The 12,411-nt window shown below is 68.9% G+C and carries 11 protein-coding genes; 5 read left to right on the top strand and 6 right to left on the bottom strand.

What is annotated here, in order from left to right; all coding sequences use genetic code 11:
• Window positions 1-23: 23 nt before the first annotated feature.
• The 3 genes from ACFPN9_RS14550 to ACFPN9_RS14540 form a co-directional block, all read right to left on the bottom strand.
• Window positions 24-548 carry a CAP domain-containing protein gene (locus tag ACFPN9_RS14550; protein WP_245282424.1) on the bottom strand — a complete coding sequence of 175 codons (525 nt, stop codon included), beginning with the start codon at window positions 546-548 and terminating at the stop codon, window positions 24-26.
• A gap of 4 nt (window positions 549-552) precedes the next feature.
• On the bottom strand, window positions 553-3,165 hold the full coding sequence (locus ACFPN9_RS14545) for a DUF3772 domain-containing protein (RefSeq protein WP_066719973.1): 2,613 nt from the start codon (window positions 3,163-3,165) through the stop codon (window positions 553-555).
• Window positions 3,166-3,404: 239 nt separating this feature from the next.
• The gene (locus ACFPN9_RS14540; protein WP_066719975.1) at window positions 3,405-4,541 is read right to left on the bottom strand and encodes an ROK family protein; all 1,137 of its coding nucleotides are present in this window, start codon (window positions 4,539-4,541) and stop codon (window positions 3,405-3,407) included.
• A 227-nt stretch (window positions 4,542-4,768) separates the two neighbouring features.
• On the opposite strand from ACFPN9_RS14540, the gene ACFPN9_RS14535 reads away from it, so the two are divergent.
• Both ACFPN9_RS14535 and ACFPN9_RS14530 read left to right on the top strand, forming a co-directional pair.
• A complete protein-coding gene (locus tag ACFPN9_RS14535; RefSeq protein ID WP_066719978.1) occupies window positions 4,769-5,245 on the top strand; it encodes a DUF2938 domain-containing protein in 477 nt (158 codons plus the stop codon).
• A 30-nt stretch (window positions 5,246-5,275) separates the two neighbouring features.
• Window positions 5,276-6,511, top strand: a complete 1,236-nt coding sequence (locus ACFPN9_RS14530; protein ID WP_066719981.1) for a metal-dependent hydrolase family protein — start codon at window positions 5,276-5,278, stop codon at window positions 6,509-6,511.
• Between the two features lie 92 nt (window positions 6,512-6,603).
• On the opposite strand, the gene ACFPN9_RS14525 is transcribed toward ACFPN9_RS14530, so the two are convergent.
• From ACFPN9_RS14525 to gloB, 3 genes are read right to left on the bottom strand one after another with little or no spacing between them, the layout of a single operon-like run.
• A complete protein-coding gene (locus ACFPN9_RS14525; protein ID WP_066719984.1) occupies window positions 6,604-7,380 on the bottom strand; it encodes a GNAT family N-acetyltransferase in 777 nt (258 codons plus the stop codon).
• Window positions 7,381-7,385: 5 nt separating this feature from the next.
• The gene (locus tag ACFPN9_RS14520) at window positions 7,386-7,841 is read right to left on the bottom strand and encodes a cupin domain-containing protein (RefSeq protein ID WP_066719987.1); all 456 of its coding nucleotides are present in this window, start codon (window positions 7,839-7,841) and stop codon (window positions 7,386-7,388) included.
• A 10-nt stretch (window positions 7,842-7,851) separates the two neighbouring features.
• Window positions 7,852-8,616 (bottom strand): hydroxyacylglutathione hydrolase, encoded by a 765-nt coding sequence (gene gloB, locus ACFPN9_RS14515; RefSeq protein ID WP_066719991.1) that lies wholly within the window; start codon window positions 8,614-8,616, stop codon window positions 7,852-7,854.
• 125 nt (window positions 8,617-8,741) lie between these two features.
• Between gloB and ACFPN9_RS14510 the strand changes: the two genes are divergently transcribed.
• From ACFPN9_RS14510 to ACFPN9_RS14500, 3 genes are all read left to right on the top strand, one after another.
• The gene (locus ACFPN9_RS14510; RefSeq protein ID WP_066719994.1) at window positions 8,742-9,509 is read left to right on the top strand and encodes a class I SAM-dependent methyltransferase; all 768 of its coding nucleotides are present in this window, start codon (window positions 8,742-8,744) and stop codon (window positions 9,507-9,509) included.
• Window positions 9,510-9,615: 106 nt separating this feature from the next.
• On the top strand, window positions 9,616-10,569 hold the full coding sequence (locus ACFPN9_RS14505; protein WP_066720012.1) for an acetyl-CoA carboxylase carboxyltransferase subunit alpha: 954 nt from the start codon (window positions 9,616-9,618) through the stop codon (window positions 10,567-10,569).
• Window positions 10,570-10,739: 170 nt separating this feature from the next.
• Window positions 10,740-12,164, top strand: coding sequence for a L,D-transpeptidase family protein (locus tag ACFPN9_RS14500; RefSeq protein ID WP_245282425.1), 1,425 nt, complete (start codon window positions 10,740-10,742; stop codon window positions 12,162-12,164).
• Window positions 12,165-12,411 lie beyond the last annotated feature (247 nt).

Here is a 12,411-nt window from a genome sequence, read left to right as displayed (position 1 = left end):
AGGGAGCGCCGCATCGCCTTCGATCAGGGCGCGAGGATCAGCGCCCAGTAGACCTGGTATTTCGAGCCCGGCGCATAGGCCGTGGCGATCCCCATGCGCGTCGCGCCCGGTGTCTTCATCACCCGGTCGTGCTGGGGCGAGTCGCGCCAGCCCGAAAAGGCCTCCGCCAGCCGGCGATAACCGGCCGAGAGATTGGCCTCCGCCCCGGTCTGTCCGGCGCGTGCGAGCCGTGCCTTCACGGCTTCCGCCTGCGCCGGCCGGTCGGCCGCGGCCATGGCGTCCGCCTCCTGCTGTGCGGCGGCAACGAGGGCCGGGTCGAGCGTCAGCGTGTTCAGCCCGGCATTGAGCCGATAGGCCGAGATCATGGCCCGGGCTTCGCCGGTATCGACCCGTGCCGAGGCCGAGCCGAGATCGCGATAAAAGGCGGGCTGGCCGGTGCGCGCCGGCTCGGTGCAGCCGGCGGCGCCCATCAGGGCGAGCGCTCCGGCGAGCAGAGCGGGGCAGCTCATCGACCGGGCTTTCGCCGCGCCGCGCAGGAGGCAATCCATCGCATCATTCCTTGCTGTCGTCCTTGGCGGGTTCGGGAGGCGCGGGCGGCGGTGGCGCGGGGGCGGCCTCGCTCTCCTCCTCCTCGAGCGGCGGCCCTGGGCGGCGGCGCGAACGCGCGGGCGCCGGCTTCGCCTCCGGGGGCAGGCGCGGCGGCGATGCCGCTTCGCGCGTCACCGCGGCGGCGATGCTGCCGAGCGACTGCTCGACGCCCTCCAGCCCCTTCACGAGCAGCTCCGGCGTGCCGGCAGCCGGCTCCATCTCGGTGAGGCGCTTGTGGATGGCGAAGTTGAGATCGCTGGTCACGCGCCCGACGATGTCGACATCCGCCACCACGCAGACGAGATCGAAATCCATCGTCGCCGTGCCGATCTTCTTGAACAGGATCGCCGGAGGCGGCTTCTGCATGACATCGCCATGAGCATTGGCGACCTCGTTCAGCATCGCCCGGACCTCGCCGGCATCGAGGCTGCGCGGCACCGACAGCGAGATCAGGATGCGCCCGGTGCGGTCGTTACGGACGCGGTTGCGCACCACGCCGGAGACGAGGTTGGAGTTCGGCACGATCACCGATGAGCGGTCGAAGGTGGCGATCTCGGTCGAGCGGACATTGATCTTCTTGACGATACCCTCGGCATCCCCGACCACGACCTGGTCGCCGACGCGGATCGGCCGCTCCCAGAGCAGGATCAGCCCCGAGACGAAGTTCGACACCACGGATTGCAGGCCGAAGCCGATGCCGACCGAGAGCGCGCTCGCCACCAGCGTCAGGCGTTCGAAGCTGAGCCCGAGCGCCGAGACCGCCAGCGCCACCGCCGCGAGATAGCCGACATAGCCGGCTGCCGTGGTGATCGAGTTCCGCAGACCCGTATCGAGCTGCGTCGTCGGCAGGAACTTGACCTCGAGCCAGCCCTGCAGCGAGCGGGTCGCGGTCAGGCCGGCGGCGAAGAGCAGGCCGGAGAAGATGATCGACGACAGCGAGATCGTCACCCCGCCGACCTGGAAGCCGAAGAAGGCCGCCCGCAGCGAGGTGAAGAAATCCGTCGATTCCAGCCCCCAGGGTGCCAGAATCAGCAGGAAGGCGATCACCACCAGCATCAGCTTCAGCACGCCGGCGGTGATCACCGCGATCTTCTCGAGCGTGTGGGCACGGATGCCGAGGCCGGCCTTCAGCGTCAGGGCGAGGCGACCCTTGCCGGTCATGGCGTGGGGGATGCCTTGGTCGACGAGCTGGTAGGTCAGCAGGACACTGCAGGCGACCATGGCGATCCAGATCACCTGCTCCATCAGGAACGAGGCGAAGATCACATAGCCGCCGAGGACGGCGAGGGAGAGCGTCAGGCCGATGATCCAGCCCAGGATGCGGATCGGCCCGAGGCTCGCCCCCTCGACGGCGACGTAGGGGCCGAGACAGGCCTCCTCCTCGATCTCTTCATTGTCACGCAGCCGGTAGAGCCCGACGACGAGCGTCACCGCAAAAACGACGACGAGGATGCTCCGCAGGATGATCGAGACCGCGAGGCCCGCCGCGATCGCAGTCAGCCAGGCCTCGAGCACCTTGCTCACCGCCAGCACGGCTGCCAGCGAGGTTCCGAGCCAGACGACGGTGAACGCGGTCCGGTCCATCACGCTGACGAGGCGGCGATGGGGCTGGCTGGGCGCGAACAGCGCATCCAGCAGGGCCTGGATGAAGGCGACGACGGCGAGGCCGGCGACGATGGCCGCAACGACAGGCTGGATGCGCGGCGGCAGCAGCCCCGCCGTATTCAGGGCGGCGTAGATCAGCCAGCTCGCCAGGGCCGGCGGCGCAGCGCCCGCAACGACATGGGCGAGTGCGATATAGAGGCAATGCAGGCTGTCGCCGGACTGCGCATTGCTGAAGCGCGCCTTGAAGCGCGGCAGATAACGCCGGCGCAGATAGTAGAGCAGCAGCGCTCCACCGAAAGCGAGGAGGATGAGCCCGCCTCGGACACTGGACATCGCATCGCTGAAACCCGAGAGCCAGCCGCCGAAGATGTAGCCCGAGGCCCGTAAATCCTCCGGCACAGTCGACAGCGCATTGCCCCACATGTCCGGGCTGAGCACACTCGGCCCGGCGGCGAACAACGCCTGCGTGAAGAGCGCGCGACGACGATCGCCGATCGCAGTCTGCAGCTGCTCGGCCTGGAGAAAGGCGGCGCGCGCGATCTTCATCGTCTCGTCGGCATCGGCGAAGGCCTTGGTCCGCGCTTCGCGCTCGCGCAGAACCTCGGCGCTCTCGGGCGGCGCGGACGCATCGGGCTTCGGCCCCAGCTGGTCGAGGCGGATCTTGGCTTGCTCGACGCGCGGGGCCTGCTCATCGATGAGCTGGCGCAGCTGGTCGAGCGAAGGCTGCAACCGCATGCGCTGGCGCTGCAGCTCGGCCTCGCTGGCTGTCGGCGCGGCCAGCGTCGCTTCGATCTGGGTCAGCTCATAGCGGATCGCATCCAGCCGCGCCCGTGGCGAGGACGGATCGGCCGCGGGCTGCTGGGCGAAAGCCTGGAAGGCGCCGAACAGCGCCAGCAGCATGGCCAACAGCAGGAGGATGCCGCGCCCCGGCGCCGGCTGAGGAACGGGAATGGGCCCGTTGCGCGCTGCCATCACGGTCGGGCCTCGCTCGGAAGGATGATTCGCTGCTGGCTTGACCGTCGCCACAGCTGCGTCCGCAAGGCAAGCGCGGGCAAGGCTGACCCCGACGGGCAAAGGCGGTGAGAAGCGTTCGAACGGCAAGCGGCAGTCATCCGGTAGGGGGAAGGTGCCGCCGGGCGGCGACGCTTCCTTCCATGCCAAACCGGACATCATCATGGCAGGACTGGATCAATGGCAGGCCTGGGCCCGCATCAGTCCTTGCGGGAGTTCTTCCCCGTGCCGCCCTTGCCTTCGTCCTTCTTGCCGCCGCGCTGGGGCTTCGCGCGGTTGCGGTAGGTCGCATTGCCGAGCCCGGTGCCGATCGTCAGCACGGCCCAGTGCTCGACGTCCTGCATGGCCGGCATCTCGCTGAGGCCCTGGATCACGGCGTCGTTGTGCATCGTCACCAGCGTCTCGTGCTCGCCGATGGTCGGCATCATCTCCCGCACGCACTCAACGAGATTGAACCGGCTGCTCTCCCAATTGCCCGGCAGGTTCTGGGCCCCGCGGTCGATCGTCCCGTCCGGCTCGATCATTCCCGGGCAGCCGATGCCGATGAAGGGCGCGACCCGCAAGCCGTCCTTCTTGGCCTGCTTGACTTGGTCTTTCAGCATCTCGCCCAGCCGCACGATCGCCTTGTCCCGGCTGACCTCCTCATCGGCATGGCGCCACAGCTCGGAGGAGGACACCCGCGCCCTGCTGAGGTCGGGCGCCTTGCCCTGACGCAGCTCGACGATGCCCGCGCGGATGTTGGAGCCTCCGATATCGACCGCCACCAGGCTGTCGAAGGCCTCGAAGATCCATTTCGGCGCGAGATGGGCGCTGCCGACCAGCCCGGCCTCGTCGGGATGGTGGCTGACCGGCACGAGATCGATGCTGTGCCCGTCGGTGCTGAGGATGATGCCGGCGCGCCCGATCGCCAGCTCGCCCACCCGGCTCTCGCGGAAGCCGCCCCCGACCACGATGCGCTCGACCGTGGCCCAGCTCTTCAGCCGCACGAAGCGGCGGATCACGAAGGCGAGCGACTGCGCGAAGCGCTCGATCGCACTGAGAACGAGGGCCGCCTCACGCGGGTCGCCGTCCTTCAGCAGGGCGTCCAGATCGCTCTTGCTGATCTCGGCCGACTTGCCCTCGAGCGGATCACCATTCTGCTCGCGCAAGTGCCGGCGCAACGCGTCGAGATGCGCGACGAACGCGCCCCGGCTCGCCTTGTCGCCGACGAAGCCATCCCCGTCGCGGATCTCGACATTGTAGCCGGTGATGGTAACGGAAGGCAGTTCGAGCGAACCATGCGGTCCCTGCGGCCGCGCTTCCGTCCTCCGGCTCGTCCCTGCCGTGGCTGTCCCCATGTCGGTCCCCCCGATTTGCTTCGGGAGGGCAACCCGAGACGAGACGCCCGGTTCCGCGGATGCAGGGCGGCGTGGCGCGCATGGCCTGCCTGCACCGGCCGCGGCGCCCGGCGCCGCTTGCGCGGTTGACCCGACGGCCGGTTCTCCGCTCCATGGCTGCCGTCGCAGAACGACGCCACGAACCGGCGCGAGCGGGGCGGCCTCGGGCCCGCAGGGGGGATGATCGGATGGATTCTTTGGTCAGGACGGTGCTTGTCGGCATCGGAGCCACTGCGCTGCTGGACGTCTGGGCGCTCCTGCTCAACCGCCTCTTCGGGCTACCCCTGCCGAACTGGGCGCTCGTCGGCCGCTGGTTCGCGCATCTGCCACGCGGACGCGTTCTGCATGAGGACATCGCGCGCTCGGAGCCGGTCCGCAACGAGCTGGCCATCGGCTGGATTGCGCATTACGCCGTCGGCGTCCTCTTCGCGGGCATCGTCGTCTTCATCTGGGGCGCCGGCTGGCTCCGCAACCCGGCCTTCCTGCCGGCGCTGATCGTCGGCCTCGCCACAGTCGGCTGCGGCTGGTTCATCCTCCAGCCTGGCATGGGCGCTGGCATCGCCGCTTCGAAACGCGCGAATGCCAACACGGTACGGGCCCTGAATATCGTCGGCCACACCGTCTTTGCCGTCGGCCTCTGGGGCACCGCCCTCCTGATCCGCTGAGTTCCACCTCCTCCTGTCGAGACCACCATCATGGCCAGCACGCTCTTCACCAATGCCCGCATCGTCGACGGCACCGCGCCGGAGGCCGGCGCCCCCGTCAGCGTCCTCGTCGAGGGCGGCACGATCCGCGAGGTCGGCAAGGCCGTGTCCTCGGCCAAGGCCAAGGTCGTCGATCTCAAGGGCAAGACCCTGATGCCGGGCCTGATCGACGCCCATGTCCATGTCGTCGCCGGCGTCGCCGATCTCGGCCGCAACGCGCAGCTGCCGGATTCGCTGGTGACGGCCCGCTCCTTCGTGATCATGCGCGAGATGCTGATGCGCGGCTTCACCACGGTGCGCGATGTCGGCGGCGCCGATTTCGGCCTCAAGCAGGCGACCGAGGAGGGCCATTTCCCGACGCCGCGCCTCGTCATCTCCGGCAAGGCGCTGAGCCAGACCGGCGGCCATGCCGATTTCCGCGGCCGCTACGATGACACGGCGACGCCGCTGACCCGCCACCGCCTCGGCGCGCTCGGCCGCATCTGCGACGGGCTCGACCAGGTCCGCCGCGCCGCCCGCGAGGAAATGAAGGGCGGCGCCGACTTCATCAAGATCATGGCCAATGGCGGCTGCGCCTCGCCGACGGACCCGATCCACTTCCTCGGCTTCTCGGTCAGCGAGCTGGAAGCGATCGTCGAGGAGGCGCGGATGGCGGGCACCTATGTCTCCGCCCATGTCTACACCGACGAGGCGATCCGCCGCTGCGTCGAGGCCGGTGTCCACTCGCTCGAGCATTGCAACCTGATCGAGGCCGAGACGGCCAAGCTCGCCGCCTCGAAGGGCGCCGTCGCGGTGCCGACCCTCGTCACCTATGACAAGCTCGTCTCCGACGGCCCCAAGCTCGGCTTCCCGCCGGATTCCGTCGCCAAGGTCGATGTCGTCCGCTCGGCCGGCATGAACTCGCTCGCGATCATGAAGAAGGCCGGCCTCGCCATGGCCTATGGTTCGGACCTGCTGGGCGACATGCACAAATACCAGTCCGAGGAATTCGTCATCCGCGGCCGGGCCCTGCCGGCCCATGAGGTCATTGCCTCGGCAACCCATGTCGCGGCGAAGCTGCTGAAGCTCGAGGGCAAGATCGGCACGATCGCGCCCGGCGCTCATGCCGACCTGATCGTCGTCGACGGCGACCCGCTGAAGGATCTCTCGCTGCTGACCCGCCAGGGCAGGCATATGCCGCTGATCATGAAGGGCGGCGCCTTCATGAAGCGCGCCAGCCTGGGCTGAGGGCAACCGCGTCATGCTTGGGCGAAGACCCGAGCATCTCCCGCCAGAGATTCTCGGGTCTGCGCTTCGCTTCGCCCGAGAATGACGCCCATTCATCCCGCCAGCTCGAGCACCCGCGTCTCGTAGGCGTAGAGGTGCTGGAACCCCATCGACCGATAGAGCCCATTAGCGACGGCGTTGGTCTGGTCGACCTGGAGATAGGCCTGCTGGCAGTCCATGGCCCGAGCCCAGCCCATGAGACCGGCGATCAGCCGCCGTCCCAGGCCCTGGCCGCGATGGGCGGGATCGACCACGACGCTGCCGATCTCGGCCATGCCGCGCTCGGCCACACTCATGCCATAGGCCACCGGCTCGCCCGCGATCAGCCAGGTCGCGAAGGCCGCCGGCAGCCGCACGCCCTCGACGATTGCCGCCAGCTTGCCGGCATCCGCCTTGATGCCGGTCTGACGCGCCGCCACGCCGGCGATCCAGTCGGCGCTCGGCCGCGCCTCGATTTGCAGGTCCGGCTCGATTTCGGCCGTGACGTCGTCGAGCGAACGGATCAGCCCGAAGGAGGCGTCGCGCACGACATAGCCGCGCTCCTTCACCATCGCCAGCGTCGCCGCGCCGACCAGCGGCGTCAGACGGATGCAGGGCGGCAGCCCGTCGGACCGGAACAGTTCCTCGATCAACGCGAGCGTGTTCTCGCTGAGTTCGGCACCGGGTTTCAGCGGCGAGGCTGAGTTCGCCCGGCCGGAATAGCCGCCCGCGAAGCGCACCACCCAGTCGTCGATCAGCAGCGTCGCCGGCGAGGGCCAGGCGTTGACGATGCGCCGTTCGCAAGCGAGCACGAGATCCGTATCCGCGCCCCGCGCCATGTCCGTCGCCATCGTCCTCACCTCTGTCCCGCCTTCCGCGGGGTCGGCCGCCAGCCGGGCGGCGCCATCTCGAAACCCGCGAAGGAAAAGCCCGGCGCCACCGTGCAACCGACCAGCGTCCAGGCGCCGAGCGAGGTCGCGCTCTGCCAGCAGCCGGCCGGTACCACGAACTGCGGCCGCTGCCCGGCCGCGAGGTCGCTGCCGAGATGATGGGCCGAGGCATCGTGCCCGTTGGGCGAGACGCTGATCACCAGCGGCGCCCCGGCATAGTGGTGCCAGATCTCGGCCGCGTCGCAGCGGTGCCATTCCGAGGTCTCGCCGATATCGAGCAGATAGTAGATCGCGGTGCCGGTGCTGCGGCCGTCGATCTCCTTGGGGTCCCGAAAGGTCTCGCGGTAATGTCCGCCCTCGGGATGCGGCTTCAGCTCGAGCAGCCGGATCACCTCGGCTGCCGTCAGGCCGTTCAGCGTCATCGCTTGCTCCCTAGAACCGGTTCTTGGCTTCACGCAGCGCGGCGAAAACCTCGCCCGCCGGCGCGCCGACGAGCCCGACGGCGGCGGCGAGTGCCCCCTCCCCGGCGCGGAAGAAGGGGTTGGTCGCAGCCTCCTGCGCGACTGTCGTCAATGCCCAGAAGCGACCCTCCGCCTTCGACGCCTCGGCCTCCGCGAGGCGCGCCGTCAACGCGGCATTGGCCGGCTCCATTGCGACGGCGAAGCGCGCGTTGGAGAGCGTGTAGTCATGGCCGCCGAGCAGGCGGGTATCGCCCGGGAGCGCCATCAGCCGCGACAGCGAGGTCCACATCGCCGCCATCTGGCCGGGCTGGACGCGCCCGCAGCCCATCACGAAGACGACGTCGCCGACGAAGGCGAGCTTCTCGCCGCGCGAGACGAAGCTCAGATGCCCGTCCGAATGGCCGGGCGTGTGCCAGATCTCGAAGCTCGCCCCGCCGAAGGAGACGGTGTCACCCTCGGCCAGAATGCGGTCGAGCGGCGCCTGGCCGGCGGCATCGGCGGGCCCGCAGACCTTCGCCTCGGTCGCCTGCTTCACGGCCGCGACACCCTGGGTGTGATCGGCATGGGCGTGGGTGACGAAGATCTCGCTGATCGTCCAGCCCTGCGCCTTCGCCTCGGCCATGACCTGGCCGGCATCGGGCACGTCGATGGCGGCACAAGCGCCGCTGGCGGGATCGTGGATTAGCGCGCCCGCATTGTCGGAGAGCGTGCGGAAGACGTGGAGATCGAGCGCCATCGGGGCCTCCGGAAAAGCGTTTCCCGTCGCGCATAGCCAATGCCGCCCGCCGACGCCAGCCCGCCGGCGCGCGCGCGGGCTGCGGCCCTTGCGGAGCCGGCGGCGGCATCACATCTCCCCCGGGCATGCCGCTCGACGTCGCCGATCTGCGCAGTTTCTACGCCAGCCCGCTCGGCCATGTCGCGCGGCGCTTCATCGGCACGGCCATGCTGCGCTTCTGGCCCGACTGCGCCCGCCAGCGCGTGCTCGGTCTCGGCTACGCCACCCCCTATCTCTCCGTTCTCGGCATGGATGCGGAGCGGGTGATCGCCTTCATGCCGGCCGCGCAGGGCGTGGTGAACTGGCCGCATCAGGGCCTCTCCGCCTCCGCGCTGGTCGAGCCCACGCTGCTGCCTCTGCCCACCGCCTCGATCGACCGCGTCGTCCTCGTCCATGCGCTGGAGGAGACCGAAAGCCCCGACGATCTGATCGAGGAGGTCGGCCGCGTGCTCTCCCCTGGCGGGCGCATGATTCTCGTCGTGCCGAACCGCCGCGGCCTCTGGGCCCGGATGGACGGCACGCCTTTCGGCCAGGGCCGTCCGTTCAGCCGCAGCCAGCTCGAGGCGCTGATGCGCTCGGCCGAGTTCTCGCCCGAGGGCTGGCGCGAGGCGCTCTACGTCCCGCCGCTGCGCCAGCGCCTGCTGATGCGCTCGGCTGCCGCCTGGGAGCGCATGGGCGCCGGCCTCTCGCTGCCTTTCGCCGGCGTCCACGTCATCGACGCGACCAAGCAGGTCTATCGCCGCGTGCCGCTGCGGGCGACGCGGCGCAGCTTCGCCTTCCGGCCGATCCTGCTCCCGCAACCGACCCCCGCACCCCGGATCGGGAGGGATCCCGACAGTCCCCCGCCGGGTTGACAAAGAACCCGCCGCGCGACCAAGGTCCGCCGCTTTTCGCGAGCCCGGTTCCGCATGACGCTCGATGCGCAGGGACCTCCCGGCGCGGAACCTGAACTGGACCACGATGCGAAGCTATCTCGATTTCGAAAAACCGGTCGCCGAATTGGAGGCGAAGGCCGACGAATTGCGGGCCCTCCAGGCCAAGGGCGAGGGCTATGCGCTGGCCGACGAGATCGGCCGGCTCGACGCCAAGGCCGCCCAGGCGCTGAAGGAACTCTACACCGCCCTGACGCCGTGGCAGAAGACGCTGGTGGCCCGCCATCCGCAGCGCCCGCATTTCAAAGACTACTGCGCCGCACTGATCGAAGAATTCACGCCGCTCGCCGGCGACCGCGCCTTTGGCGAGGATGAGGCCATCGTCGGCGGCTTCGGCCGTTTCCGCGGCGAGCCGGTCTGCGTCATCGGCCAGGAAAAGGGTGATTCGACCGAGACGCGCATCCGGCACAATTTCGGCATGGCCAAACCCGAGGGCTATCGCAAGGCGGTCCGGCTGGTCGAGATGGCGGACCGTTTCGGCCTGCCTGTGCTGAGCTTCGTCGACACCGCCGGCGCCTATCCGGGCATCGAGGCGGAGGAGCGCGGCCAGGCCGAGGCAATCGCCCGCTCGACCGAGACCTGGCTCGGCCTGCGCACGCCGAGCATTGCGCTCGTCATCGGCGAGGGTGGATCGGGCGGCGCCATCGCCATCGCCGCCGCCAGCCGCGTGATGATGCTGGAGCATGCGATTTATTCGGTGATCTCGCCGGAAGGCGCCGCCTCGATCCTCTGGCGCGACACCGCTCGTGCCCAGGACGCCGCGACAGGCATGAAGATCACCGCGCAGGACCTCCTGAAGTTCGGCATCATCGATCGGATCGTCAGCGAGCCGACCGGCGGCGCCCATCGCGACCGCGAGGCCGTGATCGCACGGGCCGGCGAGGCGTTGGCGTCCGCGCTGAGCGAGATGGCGGGGCTTTCTCCGGATGAACTGGTCGATCGGCGCGCCGAAAAGTTCCTGGCCATCGGCCGATCGCTCTGATCCCGACCGGCTTTCGACGCTTAACTCCGTCTTGACCATGGCCATCCGGCGCGCGGTCATGGTAAGAAAGCTTCAAGGCTAACGCTTCTACAACGCAGGGACGGGCACAATTTGGCCGTCTTGCGAAGTCAGAGGTCGTGCCTTGGCCGGCCCTTCGAGGATATGACGACGTGGCATTGAAGCAATTCGCGCTCGTGGCTTTCGTTGCACTGTCCCTGGCGGCCTGCGAGGAGGATCGGTATCGCGGTTCCGCCCGCCACAACATCCCGATCCCGGCCGCGACCTACGCGCTGATGTCCGAAAAGGGCATGAGCAAGGATCAGCCGATCCTGATCCGCTCCTACAAGAAGGAGTCGGAGCTCGAGATCTGGAAGCGCAAGGCCAACGGCCAGTACGCCCTGCTGAAGACCTATCCGATGTGCCGCTGGTCCGGGCAACTCGGCCCGAAGGTCCGCGAGGGCGATCGCATGGCCCCGGAAGGGTTCTACGCCATCTCCCCGGCGCAGATGAACCCGAACTCGTCCTATTATGTCTCCTTCAACATGGGCTACCCGAACGCCTTCGACCGGGCCCATGGTCGCACCGGCTCGCATCTGATGGTGCATGGCGCCTGCTCCTCGGCCGGCTGCTATTCGATGACCGACGACCAGATGGGCGAGATCTACGCGCTCGTCCGCGAGGCCCATAACGGCGGCCAGCGGGCGGTGCAGATGCAGGCGCTGCCCTTCCGGATGACGCCGGAGAACCTCGCCAAGCATCGCCTCGATCCCAACATCGCCTTCTGGAAGAATCTGAAGGAAGGCACGGACTATTTCGACGTCACCGGCGACGAGCCGCAGGTCGCCGTGAATGGCGGCCGTTACGTCTTCAACGGCAATGGCGATGCGAGTGTTGTCCAGGCCGTGCAGCGCAAGCGCCAGCAGGACGAGACGCAGGTCGCGGCCCTGGTTGCCAAGGGCACGCCGGCGATCAAGCTGATCTATGACGACGGCGACCAGCACGGTTCCTTCAAGCGCACCCTCGTCGCGAATGGCTCCGACAGCCTGAACCGCACCGCCTCCTGGGGCTCGCGCGATGTCGGCGTCAGCCGGCCGGACGCGCTGACGAGCGGCCCCCGCGTCGTCGTGCTCGACGACAAGGGCAGGGCGAAGACCACGATCCGGGCTGAGTCGGCCGATAACGAGGTCGTTCTGGCCGCCGTCGCCGCTGCCGCGACCGAGCCCGCCGCCAAGCCGGAAGCCTCTCGCTCCGAGCCGGCCCGCGCCGAGGCGCCTCGCGCCGCCCCGGCGGCGACCGCCACGACCCAGCTCGCCCGCGTCCAGCCGGGCACCGGCACGCAGGAGCCCGTTGCCACCGGTTCCTTCGGCACCGCCTCGGCGGAGAGCGAACCCTTCTACCGCCGGGCCCTGAGCTTCGTGCCGGTGATCGGCACGCGGCCCGCCGAGCAGAATGCCTCCGCCCCCGTCGCCTCCGTCGTTCCGACTTCCCCGACCGAGGTCGTCGCGCCCCTGCCGCCGCGCCGCGCGGACCGGTTGCGGACAAGCCGGGTCGACGAACCGGCCGCCGCCTTCGCGAGCCAGCCGGCCACCCGCTGAGCGGCGCCGCCAGCGTGGCCTGAAAGACACACAGGCCGATGCTTCGTCGGCTTCGTCGATTTTGAAGGCATGAAAGCCCCGCTTTGCGGGGCTTCTGCTTATTTGGCGGGCAGCATGACGAAAAGCTCGTCTTGCCCAAAATGGCGAGCTAGAGCGGAACCCGATCTGATTGAATCGGGAGGGATTCCCAAATCAGGGGTGAAGTGATTCATATGTGGACGCCCCCTTTGGCAAGGCGTTTATGTCG

It is taken from the genome of Allobosea massiliensis (assembly GCF_042655245.1).
In the GTDB taxonomy this organism is placed as follows: domain Bacteria; phylum Pseudomonadota; class Alphaproteobacteria; order Rhizobiales; family Beijerinckiaceae; genus Allobosea; species Allobosea massiliensis.
This window is presented reverse-complemented; position numbering and strand designations above follow the sequence as displayed.

Bases quoted from the DNA above. Each gene is read 5' to 3' on its own strand.
- ACFPN9_RS14550 (WP_245282424.1), bottom strand. From the start codon at position 548: ATGGATTGCCTCCTGCGCGGCGCGGCGAAAGCCCGGTCGATGAGCTGC.
- ACFPN9_RS14505 (WP_066720012.1), top strand. From the start codon at position 9,616: ATGCGAAGCTATCTCGATTTCGAAAAACCGGTCGCCGAATTGGAGGCG.
- ACFPN9_RS14530 (WP_066719981.1), top strand. From the start codon at position 5,276: ATGGCCAGCACGCTCTTCACCAATGCCCGCATCGTCGACGGCACCGCG.
- gloB (WP_066719991.1), bottom strand. From the start codon at position 8,616: ATGGCGCTCGATCTCCACGTCTTCCGCACGCTCTCCGACAATGCGGGC.
- ACFPN9_RS14535 (WP_066719978.1), top strand. From the start codon at position 4,769: ATGGATTCTTTGGTCAGGACGGTGCTTGTCGGCATCGGAGCCACTGCG.
- ACFPN9_RS14545 (WP_066719973.1), bottom strand. From the start codon at position 3,165: ATGGCAGCGCGCAACGGGCCCATTCCCGTTCCTCAGCCGGCGCCGGGG.
- ACFPN9_RS14525 (WP_066719984.1), bottom strand. From the start codon at position 7,380: ATGGCGACGGACATGGCGCGGGGCGCGGATACGGATCTCGTGCTCGCT.
- ACFPN9_RS14520 (WP_066719987.1), bottom strand. From the start codon at position 7,841: ATGACGCTGAACGGCCTGACGGCAGCCGAGGTGATCCGGCTGCTCGAG.
- ACFPN9_RS14540 (WP_066719975.1), bottom strand. From the start codon at position 4,541: ATGGGGACAGCCACGGCAGGGACGAGCCGGAGGACGGAAGCGCGGCCG.
- ACFPN9_RS14510 (WP_066719994.1), top strand. From the start codon at position 8,742: ATGCCGCTCGACGTCGCCGATCTGCGCAGTTTCTACGCCAGCCCGCTC.